15 protein-coding genes and 1 pseudogene are annotated in these 15,815 nt (G+C 74.1%); 10 read left to right on the top strand and 6 right to left on the bottom strand.

Annotated elements, in window-relative coordinates; translation table 11 throughout:
* A partial coding sequence (locus ACLU3S_RS11265; RefSeq protein WP_413951632.1) for an RNA polymerase sigma factor occupies window positions 1-224 on the bottom strand: 224 nt, incomplete at its 3' end.
* Window positions 225-417: 193 nt separating this feature from the next.
* Between ACLU3S_RS11265 and ACLU3S_RS11260 the strand changes: the two genes are divergently transcribed.
* From ACLU3S_RS11260 to ACLU3S_RS11250, 3 genes are read left to right on the top strand one after another with little or no spacing between them, the layout of a single operon-like run.
* Window positions 418-645 (top strand): hypothetical protein, encoded by a 228-nt coding sequence (locus ACLU3S_RS11260; RefSeq protein ID WP_413951631.1) that lies wholly within the window; start codon window positions 418-420, stop codon window positions 643-645.
* Window positions 646-2,727, top strand: a complete 2,082-nt coding sequence (malQ, locus tag ACLU3S_RS11255) for a 4-alpha-glucanotransferase (protein WP_413951630.1) — start codon at window positions 646-648, stop codon at window positions 2,725-2,727.
* A gap of 58 nt (window positions 2,728-2,785) precedes the next feature.
* Entirely contained in the window at window positions 2,786-3,061 is a 276-nt protein-coding gene (locus ACLU3S_RS11250) for a hypothetical protein (RefSeq protein ID WP_413951629.1), read from the top strand.
* Between the two features lie 281 nt (window positions 3,062-3,342).
* Here the strand turns inward: ACLU3S_RS11250 and ACLU3S_RS11245 are convergent, their stop codons facing one another.
* A complete protein-coding gene (locus ACLU3S_RS11245; RefSeq protein ID WP_413951628.1) occupies window positions 3,343-3,945 on the bottom strand; it encodes a TetR family transcriptional regulator in 603 nt (200 codons plus the stop codon).
* Window positions 3,946-4,087: 142 nt separating this feature from the next.
* On the opposite strand from ACLU3S_RS11245, the pseudogene ACLU3S_RS11240 reads away from it, so the two are divergent.
* Window positions 4,088-5,592, top strand: a pseudogene (locus tag ACLU3S_RS11240) (FAD-dependent monooxygenase).
* A 143-nt stretch (window positions 5,593-5,735) separates the two neighbouring features.
* Here the strand turns inward: ACLU3S_RS11240 and ACLU3S_RS11235 are convergent.
* On the bottom strand, window positions 5,736-6,275 hold the full coding sequence (locus ACLU3S_RS11235; protein WP_413951627.1) for a DUF1203 domain-containing protein: 540 nt from the start codon (window positions 6,273-6,275) through the stop codon (window positions 5,736-5,738).
* A 112-nt stretch (window positions 6,276-6,387) separates the two neighbouring features.
* Between ACLU3S_RS11235 and pepN the strand changes: the two genes are divergently transcribed.
* Window positions 6,388-8,958 carry an aminopeptidase N gene (pepN, locus tag ACLU3S_RS11230; protein WP_413951626.1) on the top strand — a complete coding sequence of 857 codons (2,571 nt, stop codon included), beginning with the start codon at window positions 6,388-6,390 and terminating at the stop codon, window positions 8,956-8,958.
* Between the two features lie 65 nt (window positions 8,959-9,023).
* On the opposite strand, the gene ACLU3S_RS11225 is transcribed toward pepN, so the two are convergent.
* Window positions 9,024-10,043, bottom strand: coding sequence for an aspartate-semialdehyde dehydrogenase (locus ACLU3S_RS11225; protein ID WP_413951625.1), 1,020 nt, complete (start codon window positions 10,041-10,043; stop codon window positions 9,024-9,026).
* Window positions 10,044-10,381: 338 nt separating this feature from the next.
* Between ACLU3S_RS11225 and ACLU3S_RS11220 the strand changes: the two genes are divergently transcribed.
* Both ACLU3S_RS11220 and ACLU3S_RS11215 read left to right on the top strand, forming a co-directional pair.
* Window positions 10,382-10,939 (top strand): RNA polymerase sigma factor, encoded by a 558-nt coding sequence (locus ACLU3S_RS11220; protein ID WP_413951624.1) that lies wholly within the window; start codon window positions 10,382-10,384, stop codon window positions 10,937-10,939.
* A gap of 1 nt (window position 10,940) precedes the next feature.
* Window positions 10,941-11,801, top strand: coding sequence for a hypothetical protein (locus ACLU3S_RS11215; RefSeq protein WP_413951623.1), 861 nt, complete (start codon window positions 10,941-10,943; stop codon window positions 11,799-11,801).
* A 100-nt stretch (window positions 11,802-11,901) separates the two neighbouring features.
* Here the strand turns inward: ACLU3S_RS11215 and ACLU3S_RS11210 are convergent, their stop codons facing one another.
* On the bottom strand, window positions 11,902-12,444 hold the full coding sequence (locus ACLU3S_RS11210; RefSeq protein ID WP_413951622.1) for a CGNR zinc finger domain-containing protein: 543 nt from the start codon (window positions 12,442-12,444) through the stop codon (window positions 11,902-11,904).
* Window positions 12,445-12,572: 128 nt separating this feature from the next.
* Here ACLU3S_RS11210 and ACLU3S_RS11205 point away from each other — a divergent pair, with 128 nt between their 5' ends.
* From ACLU3S_RS11205 to ACLU3S_RS11195, 3 genes are read left to right on the top strand one after another with little or no spacing between them, the layout of a single operon-like run.
* Window positions 12,573-13,019, top strand: a complete 447-nt coding sequence (locus ACLU3S_RS11205) for a VOC family protein (protein ID WP_413951621.1) — start codon at window positions 12,573-12,575, stop codon at window positions 13,017-13,019.
* 1 nt (window position 13,020) lies between these two features.
* Complete coding sequence (locus ACLU3S_RS11200) at window positions 13,021-13,893, top strand: pyridoxamine 5'-phosphate oxidase family protein (protein ID WP_413951620.1); 873 nt, start codon at window positions 13,021-13,023, stop codon at window positions 13,891-13,893.
* 9 nt (window positions 13,894-13,902) lie between these two features.
* On the top strand, window positions 13,903-14,385 hold the full coding sequence (locus ACLU3S_RS11195; RefSeq protein ID WP_413951619.1) for an NUDIX hydrolase: 483 nt from the start codon (window positions 13,903-13,905) through the stop codon (window positions 14,383-14,385).
* 311 nt (window positions 14,386-14,696) lie between these two features.
* Here ACLU3S_RS11195 and ACLU3S_RS11190 read toward each other — a convergent pair whose 3' ends face one another.
* Window positions 14,697-15,734 (bottom strand): hypothetical protein, encoded by a 1,038-nt coding sequence (locus tag ACLU3S_RS11190; RefSeq protein ID WP_413951618.1) that lies wholly within the window; start codon window positions 15,732-15,734, stop codon window positions 14,697-14,699.
* Between the last annotated feature and the right edge of the window lie 81 nt (window positions 15,735-15,815).

The following is a 15,815-nucleotide window of genomic DNA, read 5'->3' as shown; positions in this document are numbered from 1 at the left end:
TGCCCGCGGTGCCCGGCCGCCGACCGCCAGACCGTGACGAACGTGTCCTGCAGCACCTCGCGCACCACCTCGGGGTCGGCGCAGCGCCGGGTCAGCCGCGCGTGCAGCCACCCCGCGTGCCGGTCGTACAGGGCGGCCATCGCGGCCGCGTCCCCCGCGGCGACGGCCCGCACCAGCGCCGCGTCGCCGCCGGCACCGTCGTCCTTCTCCCGCTGGCCCCCCATGGGGCGGAACAGTCTCACACCCCCTCTATCGATCACCGCGCCGGCGCCGGATCACTCCCGCGCGGATTTTCGGGGCGAGTGCCGGCGGTGTCTCTGGGTAGGCCTGCCCTAACCCCGCCAGATGCCGCAGCATCCGACATACCGACGACCTCACCTGACGACCTCGCTCGACGACCTCACCCAAGGAGGCCCCGTGGCCGCACCGGCTCGACTCTCGATCCCGCCCCAGTGGAAACACGAGGAGAAACCCATCGGCGGCCAGCCCTTCAGCGCGGAGAGCGCGTGCGCGCAGACGCCGCTGACGAGCGAGCCGCCGCTGCCCGACGCCGAGCCCCTGACCAGCGAGCCCCCCATGGCCGACGCGACCCCGCTGACCAGCGAGTCGGACCCGGTCCCGGACTGCCTCGGCCCGGGGCTGTAGATGCCCGCGGCGCTCGAGGACGAGGACCTGTCGCGGCTCGCCCAGCTGCACGGGGTGGCCACCTCCTACAGCCCGGCGCCGGGCCGCACCGTGCCGGTCCCCGCCTCCGCCGTGGCCGCCGCACTGGCCGCGCTCGGCGTCGACGCGGGCACCCCGGACGCCGTGCGCGCCGCGCTCGCCGCGCGGGAGCGCGAACTGCGTGAGCGCCTGCTGCCGCCGACGGTCGTGCACTGGGCCGGTGACGCGTGCGGCCCCGCGGCACTCGCCGCCCTGCCGCCCGGCACCCGCCTGCGCATCGAGACCGAGCAGGGGGAGGACCGCGACGGCACCGCGGATCTCCCGCTGGGTGTCCACCGTGTGACCGCGCTGGCGCCCGACGGCCGCACCGGCCACGCGCACCTCGTCGTCGCCCCCGACCGGCTGCCCGCCCCGCCCGTCCGCTGCCACGGCCTGCTCGTCCAGCTGTACTCCCTGCTCTCCCGCCGCTCCTGGGGCATGGGCGACCTCGGCGACCTGGCCGAGCTGGCCGGCTGGGCCGGACGCACTGCCGGCGTCGGATTCGTGCAGGTCAACCCGCTGCACTCGGCCGTCCCCGGCGCCCCCACCGACCCGTCCCCGTACCGGCCCTCCTCCCGCCGCTTCCCCGACCCCGTCCACCTGCGGATCGAGGACGTCCCCGAGTTCGGCCACGCCGGGGACCGCGAGCGGCTGGGCGGGCTGCTGGAGCGGGCCGAGCGGCTGCGGGCCGCCGTCCTCGACAAGGGCGCCCTCATCGACCGGGAGGCCGTCTGGGAACTGAAACGGGAGGCGCTGGAGATCGTCCTGCGGGTGCCCCTGGGACCGGGACGCCAGGCCGCCTACGACGACTTCCGCGCCGCCCACGGCCAGGCCCTCGAGGACCACGCGACCTGGTACGCCCTCGCCGAGACCCACGGCTCCGACTGGCAGCTGTGGCCGGAGGGCCTGCGCGACCCCCGCTCGGCGGCCACCGCCCGCGCCCGTGCCGAGCTCGCCGACCGCGTCGAGTTCCACACCCGCCTGGCCTGGCTCACCGACGGCCAGCTGCGGGCCGCCCAGCGCGCCGCCCGCGAGGCCGGCATGCCCGTCGGGATCGTGCACGACCTCGCCGTCGGCGTACACCCCGCCGGCGCCGACGCCTGGGCGCAGCAGGACGTGTTCGCCGCCGGCATGTCGGTGGGCGCCCCACCGGACGCCTTCAACGCCCGCGGCCAGGACTGGGGCCTGCCGCCCTGGCGCCCGGACCGGCTCGCCGCGTGCGGCCACGCCCCCTACCGCGACCTGCTGCGCGCCCTGTTCCGCTACGCCGGTGCCCTGCGCATCGACCATGTCATGGGCCTGTTCCGGCTGTGGTGGGTCCCCCAGGGCAGCCCGCCCACCGAGGGCACCTACGTCCGCTACGACGCCGAGGCGATGCTCGCCATCCTCGCCCTGGAGGCGGGCCGGGCCGGTGCCGTGGTCATCGGCGAGGACCTCGGCACCGTCGAGCCCGGCGTGCGCGAGGCGCTGCAGCGGCGCGGGGTGCTCGGCACCTCGGTGCTGTGGTTCGAACGCGACTGGGAGGGCGACGGCCGCCCGCTGCCGCCCGAGCGCTGGCGCGCCGACTGCCTGGCCACCGCCACCACCCACGACCTGCCGCCCACCGCCGCCCGGCTCACCGGCGACCACGTCGACCTGCGCGACCGGCTCGGCCTGCTGACCCGCTCGGCAGCCGAGGAACGCGCCGAGGCCGTCGCCGACACCGCGGAGTGGCTCGCCCTGCTGGGCAGCCTCGGCCTGCTGAACCTCACCGCCGCCGGACCGCCCGGCACCGACGAGGAGGAGGAGATCCGCGCGGTCCACCGCTTCCTGCGGCGCACCCCGGCCCGCCTGATCGGCGTCTGGCTCCCGGACGGCGTGGGCGACCGCCGCCCGCAGAACCTGCCGGGCACGCGGGACGAGTATCCGAACTGGCGGCTGCCGATCGCCGACCGGGACGGCAGGCCGGTGCCGCTGGAGGAGCTGGCGGCCTCGCCCCGGCTCCGGGCCCTGCTGGCGGTGTTCAGGGAGGCCGACGTGCCCTGAGCCCGCGCTACGGGACCCCGGACGCGCGGCCTTCCGGGTGATTCGCTAACTTGAAGGCGTGGACAAGAAGAACGCCCTGCGCGCCGGCGCCCTGGCCGCCGGTACGACGCTGATGATGCTGCTCATGTCGTCCCCCGCGCTCGCGCTGACCCGCGACGACGGCGACGACCCCGGCCCGGGACTGAGCGTCATCCAGACGCTGGGCCTGTACGTGCTGATCCCGCTGGCGCTGTTCGCGGTCATCGCCGGTCTGGTGATGCTGCTGGACAAGTCCCGCGCCAAGACGGCCTCCACCTCGCGCAACGTCGACGTCAAGTCCGACGCCAAGGCCTGACCGGACCACCGGTTCTCCCGCCGGGGGCGCCCGCCCTCCCGCCGGTACGCGCACACCTCGTACCCGGGTGAGAGCGGCGCCCCCGGCGTTTTCGCGTCCGGGCGACCGCCGTCACGGCGCGAGCCGCCGCGCGGCTCCTCGTGTGCTCACGGGCTTTCCCTCGCTCGTATATGCCCCGCCCGCTCGTGCGCTCACGGGCCCGACTGCGCTGACACGTTGTCGTTGGCTCACGGCTGTTCGTGCGCTCACGGGCGCGCGCACGCTCACCGCTGCTCGTGCGGTCACGGGTTCGGTGCGGTCAGGTAGCGCTGCACCGTCGGACCCAGCCACGCCACCAGCTCCTGCCGGGACAGCGCCGTCGTCGCCGGCAGGCGCAGCACATAGCGGGTCAGGGCCATCCCCAGCATCTGGGTGGCGCACAGCGCGGCCCGCGTCGGCACCTGCTCGGGGTCGGGGCACACCTGCCGGGCCGCCGGCAGCAGCTGCTCGCGGAAGATGCCCCGCATGCGCTCGGCGCCGGCGTCGTTGGTGATCCCGACCCGCAGGATCGCCCGCAGCTCCTCGTTCCCCTCCCACGCGTCGAGGAAGTGGGCCACCAGCGCCCGCCCGACCTCCTCCCGCGGCACCCGCCTCAGGTCGGGCATGCGCAGATCGAGCGTGACGGCCGCCGCGAACAACCCCTCTTTGCTGCCGAAGTAGCGCATCACCATCGACGGGTCGATGCGCGCGTCCCTGGCGATGGCCCGGATCGTCGCGCGCTCGTAGCCGTCCGAGGCGAAGCGTTCCCGGGCGGCGGCGAGGATCGCGCCGCGGGTGGCGTCGGAGCGGCGCGGCTGGGGCGGCGGCCGGTGGTCCTTGTCGCGGTCATCCGTGCTGGCAGTCATGTCAACAAGCGTAGGCCAACATACGTGGGCCAACAAGTGTTGACCCTCGATGCGGGCCGCCGTACGCTTGCCAACAAGCGTTGACCAACAGTCGTTGACCACAAGCGTTGACCAACATGCGTTGGCACCCCCAGGAGGCCCCATGACCGGCACCGCGGGACGCACCACGGGACACAACACCACCAGCGGAAACGCCAACGGACCCGGCACCGCGAACGTGGTCGTCGTCGGCTCCGGCCCCACTGGCCTGCTGCTCGCCGGCGACCTCGCCGCCGCCGGGGTCCCGGTCACCGTGCTCGAGAAGCGCCCCCACGGGATCAGCAATCTCTCCCGCGCCTTCGTCCTGCACGCCCGCACACTCGAGCAACTGGACGCCCGGGCCCTGGCCGACGACCTGGAGGCCGTCGGCCGGCCCCTCGACCGGCTCCGGCTCTTCGGCCGCCTCGCCATCGACCTCTCCGCCCTCCCCTCCCGCTTCAACCACCTCCTCGTCCTCCCGCAGTACGAGGTCGAGAAGGTCCTGGAGCGGCGGGCGGTACAGGCGGGCGCCGAGTTCCGGTACGAGACCGAGCTGACCGGCCTCACGCAGGACGCCGCCGGGGTCACGGTCGAGGTCCGCGGGCCGCAGGGGCGTACCGAGAGCCTGCGCGCCGCGTACGTCGTCGGAGCCGACGGCATGCGCAGCGCGGTGCGGGAGGCGGTCGGGCTTCCGTTCCCGGGCACGTCGGTGATCCGGTCCGTGGTCCTCGCCGACGTCAGGCTGGCGGAGGAGCCGGAGACCCTGCTCACCGTCAACGCGGTCGGCGACGCCTTCGCCTTCCTCGCGCCCTTCGGCGACGGCTACCACCGGGTGATCGGCTGGCACCGCGGCCGCAACGTGCCCGACACCGCGCCGCTGGACCTGGCGGAGATCAAGGAGATCACCCGGCTCGCCCTCGGCCGGGACTACGGGATGCACGACCCCCGCTGGATGTCCCGCTTCCACAGCGACGAGCGGCAGGCGCCGGCCTACCGGGTCGGCCGGGTCTTCCTCGCCGGGGACGCCGCGCACGTGCACACCCCGGCGGGCGGCCAGGGCATGAACACCGGCCTGCAGGACGCGGCCAACCTGAGCTGGAAGCTGGCCGCGGTCGCCGGCGGCCACGCGGATGACGGGCTGCTCGACAGCTACCAGACCGAACGGCACCCGGTCGGCCGGGCGGTGCTGCGCAGCAGCGGCGGAATCGTGCGCCTGGCCATGGCCAAGCGCCCCTGGACCCTCGCCGCCCGCGCCGCGCTCACCATGTTCCTGAACGCCGTCGGCCCGGCCCGCCGCGCGGTCGCCGCCCAGGTCACCGGCGTCGGCTACCGCTACCCCGCCCCCGCGGCGCCCACCGCCTGACCGGCACCCGTGTCCCGGACGTCCGCCTCGCGGGCGGCACCCGCCTGTACGAGGCGCTGCGCGGGGGCCGCTTCGTGCTGATCACCCCGGAGCCGTACGAGGCGGGGCCCGGTCGCGCCGGGCGCCTGGCCGTGGCCCACTGGGCGAGCGGCCGTCGTACGGCGCTGCTGGTGCGCCCCGACGGCTACGTCGCCTGGGCCGCCGACTCCACCGGCCCCGCGGCGATCGAGTCGGCCGTGACCCGCTTCCTGGGCCCGGCGGCATGAGTCACCGCGCCGGCTCCTGGCCGTCGCCGTCAGCAGGTCCCGCAGCAGGTCGGCCGGTCGGCCGGCCTGTTCGGCGTGCAGGGCGGACAGGGCGGGCAGGGCGTCGCGCCGTGCGGCCGGGCCCGCGCCGACGGCCTCGTCGATCAGGCGCGGCTTCTCCTCGGTGAGCGCGACCCGGAGGCCGCGCCGGTCGTGCGGGCCGGGCGGTCCCGCCGTACCTCGTACAGGAAGCAGCCGTACTCCACCGCCCGCACGTGCACCAGGGCCACCTCCGGGTCGGCGAACGCGTCGGTGAGAGCCGGTTCGAAGTCCTGCGGCTCCCGGACCAGCCGCCCGCCGAGGATGCGGCCGTCGGCCGCATAGCGCCGCAGCACCCGGTGGGCGCCGGTGAACGGCAGGGCGCCGCCCTCGGGACGGGCGCACTCCTCCGCGTGGATGAAGACCGGGCCCTGCTCGTCGTAGGCGCCGGGATCGGCCCCCGTGCCGGCCGCCCAGCGGCGCAGCGGCGCGTACGAGACCAGGGCGATCGACTCGCCGGGCGCGCTGCGGCGCAGGCAGCAGCGCAGCGGCGCGCCGCCCTCCTCGTCGGTGAAGGGAGCCATGGGGCGGCCCGCGTCGTCGGCGGTGCGCAGTTCCTTCAGGACCCCGGGCGGGACGGCCCGTGCGGTGTACGTCGTCGTCATGCGTCCAGCGTCGCGTCGCGATGCCCCGCTGACCGGCGGGATCCGGACATCGCGTTACCGGTGGATGGCATGGAAGGATGGCGCAACCGACACATAACGAGGAGATGACCGCGTGCCTGGCACAAACCTGACTCGCGAAGAGGCACAGCAGCGGGCCGAGCTGCTCGCCGTTGACTCGTACGAGATCGATCTCGACCTCTCCGGCGCGCAGGAGGGCGGTACCTACCGGTCCGTGACCACGGTGCGCTTCGACGTCGCCCGGGGCGGCGCCGAGTCCTTCATCGACCTGGTGGCGCCGGCCGTCCAGGAGGTGGTGCTCAACGGCGACCGGCTGGACCCCGCCGAGGTCTTCAAGGACTCGCGGATCGCCCTGCCGGGGCTGCTGGAGGGCCGGAACGTCCTGCGGGTCGTCGCCGACTGCGCCTACACCAACACCGGCGAGGGCCTGCACCGCTTCGTCGACCCGGTCGACGACCAGGCCTACCTCTACACCCAGTTCGAGGTCCCGGACGCCCGCCGCGTCTTCGCCTCCTTCGAGCAGCCGGACCTCAAGGCCACCTTCCAGTTCACCGTGAAGGCGCCCGAGGGCTGGACCGTCGTCTCGAACTCGCCGACGCCGGAGCCGAAGGACAACGTCTGGGTCTTCGAGCCGACCCCGCGGATCTCGTCGTACATCACGGCCCTGATCGTCGGCCCGTACCACTCGGTGCACAGCGTGTACGAGAAGGACGGCCAGTCCGTGCCGCTCGGCATCTACTGCCGGCCCTCACTCGCCGAGTTCCTCGACTCGGACGCGATCTTCGAGGTGACCCGGCAGGGCTTCGACTGGTTCCAGGAGAAGTTCGACTACGCGTACCCCTTCGAGAAGTACGACCAGCTGTTCGTGCCCGAGTTCAACGCGGGCGCCATGGAGAACGCCGGTGCCGTCACCATCCGCGACCAGTACGTCTTCCGGTCCAAGGTGACCGACGCGGCGTACGAGGTGCGCGCGGAGACGATCCTGCACGAGCTGGCCCACATGTGGTTCGGCGACCTGGTCACCATGGAGTGGTGGAACGACCTGTGGCTGAACGAGTCGTTCGCCACCTACACCTCCATCGCCTGCCAGGCCGCCGCGCCCGGCTCGAAGTGGCCGCACTCGTGGACCACGTTCGCCAACTCGATGAAGACCTGGGCCTACCGGCAGGACCAGCTGCCGTCCACGCACCCGATCATGGCGGACATCCGCGACCTGGACGACGTGCTGGTCAACTTCGACGGCATCACGTACGCCAAGGGCGCCTCCGTCCTCAAGCAGCTCGTCGCGTACGTCGGCCAGGACGAGTTCTTCAGGGGCGTGCAGGCCTACTTCAAGCGGCACGCGTTCGGCAACACCCGCCTGTCCGACCTGCTGGGCGCGCTGGAGGAGACCTCCGGCCGCGACCTGAAGACCTGGTCGAGGAAGTGGCTGGAGACGGCCGGCATCAACGTCCTGCGCCCGGAGATCGAGACGGACGCCGACGGGGTCGTCACCTCCTTCGCCGTCCGCCAGGAGGCCCCGGCGCTGCCCGCCGGCGCCAAGGGCGAGCCGGTCCTGCGCCCGCACCGCATCGCGATCGGCCTGTACGACCTGGACGGCACGAGCGGCAAGCTGGTGCGCACCGACCGGATCGAACTGGACGTCGACGGTGAGCTGACCGCCGTGCCGCAGCTGGCCGGCCGGCGCCGCCCGGCCGTCGTCCTGCTCAACGACGACGACCTGTCCTACGCCAAGGTCCGCCTGGACGAGGAGTCGCTGCGGACGGTCACCGAGCACCTCGGCGACTTCGAGCAGTCCCTGCCGCGCGCCCTGTGCTGGGCCTCGGCCTGGGACATGACGCGGGACGCGGAGCTGGCCACCCGGGACTACCTCGCCCTCGTCCTGTCCGGCATCGGCAAGGAGTCCGACATCGGCGTCGTGCAGTCGCTGCACCGCCAGGTCAAGCTGGCCATCGATCTGTACGCCGACCCGGCCGCCCGCGAGGCCCTGCTGACCCGGTGGACCGACGCCACGCTGGCCCACCTGCGGGCGGCCGAGGCGGGCAGCGACCACCAGCTGGCCTGGGCGCGGGCCTTCGCGGCGACCGCGCGCACCCCCGAGCAGCTGGACCTGCTGGAGGGGCTGCTGGACGGCACGCAGACCGTCGAGGGCCTGGCCGTGGACACCGAGCTGCGCTGGGCGTTCGTGGAGCGGCTCGCCGCGGTCGGCCGGTTCGACGAGGCGGAGATCGCCGCCGAGTACGAGCGGGACAGGACGGCCGCCGGTGAGCGGCACGCGGCCACCGCCCGCGCGGCCCGCCCGACGGCCGAGGCCAAGGCGGAGGCGTGGGCGTCGGTCGTCGAATCCGACAAGCTGCCCAACGCCGTGCAGGAGGCCGTGATCGGCGGCTTCGTGCAGACCGACCAGCGTGAGCTGCTGGCGCCGTACACGGACCGGTACTTCGAGGTCGTGAAGGACATCTGGGACTCCCGCTCGCACGAGATCGCCCAGCAGATCGCCATCGGCCTGTACCCCTCGCTCCAGGTCGTCGAGGAGACCCTGGCGAAGACGGACGACTGGCTGGCGGCGGCCGAGCCCAACGCGGCCCTGCGCCGCCTGGTCTCGGAGTCCCGCGCCGGCGTCGAGCGCGCCCTGAAGGCACAGGCCGCGGACGCCGCCGCCTAGCGGCCCCCGCGGAACGCAAGGGGGCGGCCACCGCGCGGTGGCCGCCCCCTTTCCGTACCGGCGCGCTACTTCTCGTTCAGCTCCGCCGCGACCAGCTCCGCGAGCTGCACCGCGTTCAGCGCGGCGCCCTTGCGGAGGTTGTCGTTGGAGATGAACAGGGCCAGGCCGTTGTCCACCGTCTCGTCGCGGCGGATGCGGCCGACGTACGACGGGTCCTGGCCGGCCGCCTGCAGCGGGGTCGGGATGTCGGAGAGCGCCACGCCCGGCGCCTTCGCGAGCAGCTCGGTGGCGCGCTCGGGGGACACGGGGCGGGCGAACCGGGCGTTGACCTGGAGCGAGTGCCCGGAGAAGACGGGGACGCGCACGCAGGTGCCGGAGACCTTCAGCCCGGGGATCTCCAGGATCTTGCGGGACTCGTGGCGCAGCTTCTGCTCCTCGTCGGTCTCGTTCAGACCGTCGTCGACGAGGTTGCCGGCGAACGGCAGCACGTTGAAGGCGATGGTGCGCTTGTAGACCTGCGGCTCGGGGAAGTCGACCGCCGCGCCGTCGTGGGTGAGCCGGTCGGCCTCGTCGGCCACCTTCTGCACCTGGCCGTGCAGCTCGGCCACGCCCGCGATGCCCGAGCCGGACACCGCCTGGTAGGTGGCGACGACCAGTGCCTCCAGGCCGGCCTCCTCGTGCAGCGGCTTGAGGACCGGCATCGCGGCCATCGTGGTGCAGTTGGGGTTGGCGATGATGCCCTTGGGGCGGTCGGCGATCGCGTGCGGGTTCACCTCGGCGACGACCAGCGGCACCTCGGGGTCCCGGCGCCAGGCCGAGGAGTTGTCGATCACGACGGCGCCCTGGGAGGCGACCTTCTCGGCCAGCGCCCTGGAGGTGGAGCCGCCCGCGGAGAAGAGCACGATGTCGAGGCCGGTGTAGTCGGCGGTCGCCGCGTCCTCCACCGTCACGCCGTCCAGCACGGTCCCGGCCGAGCGGGCCGAGGCGAACAGGCGCAGCGCGGTGACCGGGAAGTTCCGCTCCGCGAGGATCCTGCGCATGACCGTGCCGACCTGACCGGTGGCTCCGACGATTCCGACCCTCACGACGACTCCCTCTGTCTGTCTTGCCTGTGTCCCTTGCGACCGGGGCTTTTCCATCATGCGGCCGACCCCGGTCCACCTGTCCAATTCTTTGCCGGGCGTGCCCGAGGAGTGGGACACGATCACCCGGCGGACGGTTCCGTACGTCCGTCCGGCACCCCGCGGGGCTGCAGAAGTTCCCTCCGCGGGGTGCACGGGCCGCAAGCTGTGCTGTCCCGACCCTGCCCTTCCGGGTGGCGGCCATACGAAGGTGTGACGTACGCCTCTGCGGCCCGCCGGGACGGCCCGAACGTTTCCGGCCGCCGGCGCGTCGTAGGGGCAGACGCTGGAGGGGGTGGCTTGTGCTGCGCGGAGGGGCGCGCCGCGACCAGGGGGCGTACGCCGCCGGTACGGATCTCACGGACCGTACCGGCGGCGATCCGCTGGACGCGGCCCAGGAACGCCGGGTGCGGGCGGTGCTCGCCCTCGGCGGGGTGCCGCAGTCGGACCTGCCGGACGGGGTGCAGCAGGTCCGCCTGCGGCTGCTGGAGCGGACCGCGAGTGGCCGCGAGGCGCCGCGGGACGTGTCGGCGTGGGCGGCGGTGGTCGCCTCGAACCTGGCCATGGACTGGCACCGGGCCCGGCGCCGGCAGGAGCGGCTGGGGGAGCGGCTGGCCGCGCTGCGCGGGCCCGCGCACGTCTCCGGCGAGGAGAGCAGCCTGCTCTCCCTGTCCCTCGCCCGGGGCCTGGACGAGCTGCCCGCCGCCCAGCGGCAGGTGCTCGTGCTGCGCTTCTTCGCCGACCTGCCCGTGCGGGACATCGCCGAGGAGCTGGGTGTGCCCGAGGGCACGGTCAAGAGCAGGCTGCACACGGCGGTCCGCGCGCTGCGCGACCGGCTGCACGAGGACGAGGTGGTGTGACGTGACCGCCGAACACGACGGCCTGGACGCCCTGATGGCCGTCATCACCGGGGAACCCCTGCCGGAGGACGCCCGCCACGACTCCGCTTTCCTCGCCGAACACCGTGCGGCCGAGGCCGACGTGGCCCTGCTCAGACAGCAGCTGGCCCGGCTCGCGGAACACCTGACCGGGGATGCGGGGGCCCCTGGCGGTGCGCTGACCGGGGATGCCTTCGCCGGGGGGGACGGAGCGCCCGCCTCGCCCCCGGATGCCGAGGCATCCGTGCCTTCCGTGCGGCCCGGCCGGCGTCTGCGCGGCGGCAGGCGTCCTGGGGGTGCCGTTCGCCCCGGCCGTCCCGCTCGGTCCCGGCGGCCGCTGCGGGTCGCGCTGGGTGCGCTCGCCGGGGTCGCGGCCTGTTCCGTCGTCGTCGGGCTGGGGTGGCTGGTGACGCACTCGGCGCCCGGGGCCTCGGAGGACAGCGCCGGGGCCAAGAGCGCGGACCAGGCCCCGGACCCGGCCTTCGGGGACGGCGGGCGGCCGTCCGACCCGGAGCGGGTGCTGGCCTGCTCGCAGCTGGTGGTGGAGGGCACGGTGGCCCGGGTCGAGCCGTGGAAGCAGTCCCCGTGGCGCCGGATCACGCTCACGGTGATCCGCTCCTACAAGCCCGCCCGCGGTCCGGCCCGGGTCAGCTTCCTGCTCGACGCCGGTGCGACACCGGCGCCGCGCGCGGGGCAGCACGTGCTCGTGCGGGTCGGCCGGGGGGAGCGGGGCGCGAGCCGGTGGGATGTGGGAGACGGCCGCGTCGCCGCCGACCGCGCCTGGATCGAGCAGGCCCTGCCCGGCTCCCGGCACGTCGGCTGCCCCTCCGACGAGTCCCCCTGAGCCGTCTGAGCCATCGCTCACCGGCACGGAAGAACAGGGAGGAAGAGGGGCGGGGTCCGCACGCCCGCCCCTCCCGCGTCACGTCTCGTCCGGGGTGTGCTCAGCTCTCCTTCGAGCGCGCGTAATGGCGGGACGCCTTTGCGCGGTTGCCGCACGCGGCCATCGAGCACCAGCGGCGGGTGCCGTTCCGGGACGTGTCGAAGAAGTGCAGGATGCAGCCGCCGCCGGCGCAGCCGCGGATTCGCTCCGGGCCCCGGGTGAGCAGGTCCAGGTAGTCGCGCGCGGCGAGCCAGGCCGGACCCCAGGAGGGGTCGGCGAACTCGGGCTCCTCGGCGGGGCCGTCCGCGGTGAGCCGGGCCCGGATCCTGCCGTGGGCGAGGACGGCGTCCACGAGCGGTGCCGCCCGGGCCGGTGAGCCGTCCACCGCCGCGCTGATCGCCTCGCGCGCCTCGCGCAGGTGGCGCAGCGCCTCCGGGCCGGCCGGGTGCCTGTCCGCCAGCCCGTTGCTCGCGAGCCAGACCGCCAGCCCCTCGGTGTCGACGAGCAGGTCCTGGACGGTGCCCTCCCTGTTCCACCGGGTGTTGAGCAGGTCGAGCGCGAGGGGCTCCCCGGTGAGCGGGCGGGGGTCGCGGACGGTGGGCATCGGGCACCTCCTTGTCGTCTAACCACTCAAGAGTATGTGACCGGTTGACGCCGGCACATCTAACTGCCTAACCTGGTCGACAACGGTTATACGGCCGGAAAGTCTCCGGCAACCCGAAGGGACGACCCATGACCCCGCTCATCGCCCACACCGGCCTCAACGTCACCGACCTCGACCGCTCACTCGCCTTCTACCGGGACGTCCTCGGCTTCGCCCTGCTCGCCGAGGGCAAGGACGAGGACCGGCGGTACGCGATGCTCGGCGAGCCCGGCGGCCTGCCCCTCGTCACCCTCTGGCAGCAGGCCGAGGGGTCGTACGACGGCGGCCGGCCCGGACTGCACCACCTCGCCTTCTCCGTGGACTCCGTCGAGCGGATCCGGGAGTACGAGGCGGCGCTGCGGGAGTACGGCGTGGAGTTCGCCCACGAGGGCGTGGTCGCCCACCGCGAGGGCGGGACCTCGGGAGGCATCTTCTTCCACGACCCGGACGGCATCCGCCTGGAGATCGCCGCTCCGCTCGGCCCGGAGGGCGCCCCGGCCCCGCACGCCGACGCCCCGACCTGCGGCTTCTTCTGACATGGCCGGCTACCACGCGGGCTCGCTGGCCGTGCAGGAGCTGATGGGCGTGCGCGACCGCGCCGAGCACGTCGGCCGCTCCGTCGGCCAGGACATCAAGCCGGTCGCGGCGGCCTTCCTGGAACTGCAGCCCCTGCTGGTGGTGGGCGCGGCGGACCCGGGGACGGGCAGGGTGTGGGCGTCGGCGCTCACGGGTGAGCCGGGCTTCGTCCGGGCGACGGGACCCCGTCGGATGTCGGTGCGTGCGGACACCGGGCGGCTCGCGCCGGCGCTGAGAACCCCCGGCACCCCCGTGGGCACCATCGCCCTGGACCCCCGCACCCGCCGCCGCATGCGCCTCAACGGCCGCCTGGAGCCGACGCCGAGGGGCTTCGCGGTGGAGGCGGACCAGGTCTTCTCCAACTGCCCCAGGTACATCCAGCGCAGGGAGTCGTACGAGACACTCGCCGACCGCGGGCCGGGAACAGCCCGGCTGCTCACCGAACTCGCTCCGGAACAGGAGGAGTTCATCCGCTCGGCCGACACCTTCTTCCTGGCCACGGTCCACCCCGGCGGGGCCGACGCCAGCCACCGCGGCGGCAACCCCGGCTTCGTCCGGGTCGCCTCACCGCACGAACTGACCTGGCCGGACTACCCCGGCAACGCCATGTTCCTCACCCTCGGCAATCTGCGCGGCGACCCCCGCGCCGGGCTGCTGTTCCTCGACTGGACGACCGGCACCACCCTCCAGCTCACCGGTGAGGCGCACGCCGAGTTCTCCGCCGACGGCGGGCGCACGGTCCGTTTCACCCTCGCCGAGGCGCTGTGGACCCCGTCCGCCCTGCCGCTGCGCTGGTCCGCGCCGGAGTACTCACCGGCCAATCCGGACCGTTAACGTCGGGGGATGCGACGGAATCTGAGGGTGGCGGCCTACGCCGTGTGCGTGCGTGACGGACAGATCCTGCTCGCCCGGTCACCGGCCCCCGACGGCACCCCCGAGTGGGTGCTGCCGGGCGGCGGCATGGAGCACGGCGAGGACCCGTACGACACCGTCCGCCGGGAGGTCGCCGAGGAGACCGGTTACCGCATCCGGGTGACCGGTCTGCTCGGCGTGGACTCCTTCCGCCTTCTCTCCCCCCGCCGGCGCCTCACCCCGGTCACCGACCACCACGCCCTGCGCCTCGTCTACGAGGGCGAGATCACCGGCGGCGAACTGCGTCACGAGGTCGGCGGCTCCACCGACTTCGCGGCCTGGCAGGACCTGAGTGCCGTACCCGGGCTCACCCGCGTCCGGCTGATCGACGTGGCGCTGCGCCTGTGGCGTGAACGCCCGGCCCACGGACGGCTGGAGGAGCCCGCCCTGCCCCGGGAGACGAACGCGGACTGACCGGTGCCCGTCCGTCCGCGGTCCACTCCATGACGCGGACCGTCCTGCGTGATCCACGTACGTGATCGGCGCTGCGCGTTGCCGCCGGGTTCACGCGCAGGTCATCCCCGCTGCCAACGAGCCGTGAGCGGTTCCGTCGTACCCGGACGACCGCGGCGCACGCCGGCCCGCTCGACCGGGCGCACGCGGCCCGCCCGAGGCCGGGTGCCGCCGGTGCCGGAGGGTGAGCGGTCAGACGCACGAGGAGGGGCCACCGGCCGTCGGGTCCGGTGGCCCCTCCTCTCCCCTCCTGATGCCTCGCCGGTCCGTCACTACCGGGGCAGCACCACGACATAGGCGGCCGGGTCCCGGTCGCCGGAGGCCATCAGCGCGGTGCGCACCACCGCCGCCTGCTGTTCCATCGCCTCCCTGAGCTTCCTCGGCGTGATGTACACGACCGTGATCCCCAGGCGTTCCAGGTGCTCGCGCTTGCGGGCGTACTCCGACCACAGGGCGTCCTCGTCCTGGCGGGGCGCGCGGGTGTCGAGCTCGACGGCGACCGCCTGGTCGGGCCAGTACGCGTCCAGACCGGCGAGGTGCGGGCCGCCGGGCAGGCGCAGGTCGACGTTCCAGACGGGGTCCGGGAGGCCGTACGTGCGGACCATCCGGTACAGGCGGTCCTCCGCGATCGCCCGGCCCTCCGCCAGCAGGGAGTCCACCGCGTCCACCACGTGCGGACGGGTCAGCAGCTTCGCACTCGTCAGCTCGCGGACCACCGCGGCCGGTTCGCAGTGGCCGCCGCGCACCGCCTCGGTCAGCAGCCGCCGTACCTCCTGCGGGTCCTTCAGGTCCGCCACCGCGTCCGCCAGCGCCCGCGGCACCGGCGCCACCGGCAGCCCGGTCACCGCCCGGGGCGTGGGCAGGTCCGGGGTGCGCACGACCCGGACGTACCCCGTGGAGCGGATGCGGCGCAGGCGGGGCACCAGCACGTCGACGTGGTCCAGGGAGAGCAGCGACGGGGTGGACGAGAAGCCGTACAGGGTGAGGGCCGCGAGGCCGGTGAGCATCGCCTCCCGGTAGACCGGGCGGTGCGGGCTCTGCGCCGTCGGCTGGACGGGCACACCGGGCGTGGACTCGCGGGCCGCGTACAGCAGGGCGCCGTGCAGACGCTCCTCGCTCGTCGGCGGGCCCGGGTGGAGGAGGACGACGTTGGGCAGCAGCTGGCGCCAGGGGCCGTCGGGGCGGCACCGCTCGGTCAGCTCGGCCGTCGACACGCCGTGGGAGCGGAGTTGAGCCGTCGTCACGACGCGGCGGTGCACGTCGGACAGATGGCGCAGGGGCCGGGGGGAGAGGGGGGTGTTGTGCGTCATGGCGTCGAGATTCCCGCGGCCGGTCACATCTTTAACCGCTGTTACACGCTCGTCGACGGATACGGACAAGGCGGGACTAAA

It is taken from the genome of Streptomyces sp. AF1A (genome assembly GCF_047340315.1).
Classification (GTDB): domain Bacteria; phylum Actinomycetota; class Actinomycetes; order Streptomycetales; family Streptomycetaceae; genus Streptomyces.
The sequence above is the reverse complement of the archived record's forward strand: the minus strand, read 5'-3'. Positions and strand labels throughout refer to the sequence as shown.

What these genes read in the sequence shown, in the direction of transcription:
- ACLU3S_RS11200 (WP_413951620.1), top strand. Translation starts at nt 13,021, where the DNA reads ATGGCCGGCTACCACGCGGGCTCGCTGGCCGTGCAGGAGCTGATGGGC.
- ACLU3S_RS11235 (WP_413951627.1), bottom strand. Translation starts at nt 6,275, where the DNA reads ATGACGACGACGTACACCGCACGGGCCGTCCCGCCCGGGGTCCTGAAG.
- ACLU3S_RS11205 (WP_413951621.1), top strand. Translation starts at nt 12,573, where the DNA reads ATGACCCCGCTCATCGCCCACACCGGCCTCAACGTCACCGACCTCGAC.
- ACLU3S_RS11210 (WP_413951622.1), bottom strand. Translation starts at nt 12,444, where the DNA reads ATGCCCACCGTCCGCGACCCCCGCCCGCTCACCGGGGAGCCCCTCGCG.
- ACLU3S_RS11245 (WP_413951628.1), bottom strand. Translation starts at nt 3,945, where the DNA reads ATGACTGCCAGCACGGATGACCGCGACAAGGACCACCGGCCGCCGCCC.
- ACLU3S_RS11190 (WP_413951618.1), bottom strand. Translation starts at nt 15,734, where the DNA reads ATGACGCACAACACCCCCCTCTCCCCCCGGCCCCTGCGCCATCTGTCC.
- malQ (WP_413951630.1), top strand. Translation starts at nt 646, where the DNA reads ATGCCCGCGGCGCTCGAGGACGAGGACCTGTCGCGGCTCGCCCAGCTG.
- ACLU3S_RS11195 (WP_413951619.1), top strand. Translation starts at nt 13,903, where the DNA reads ATGCGACGGAATCTGAGGGTGGCGGCCTACGCCGTGTGCGTGCGTGAC.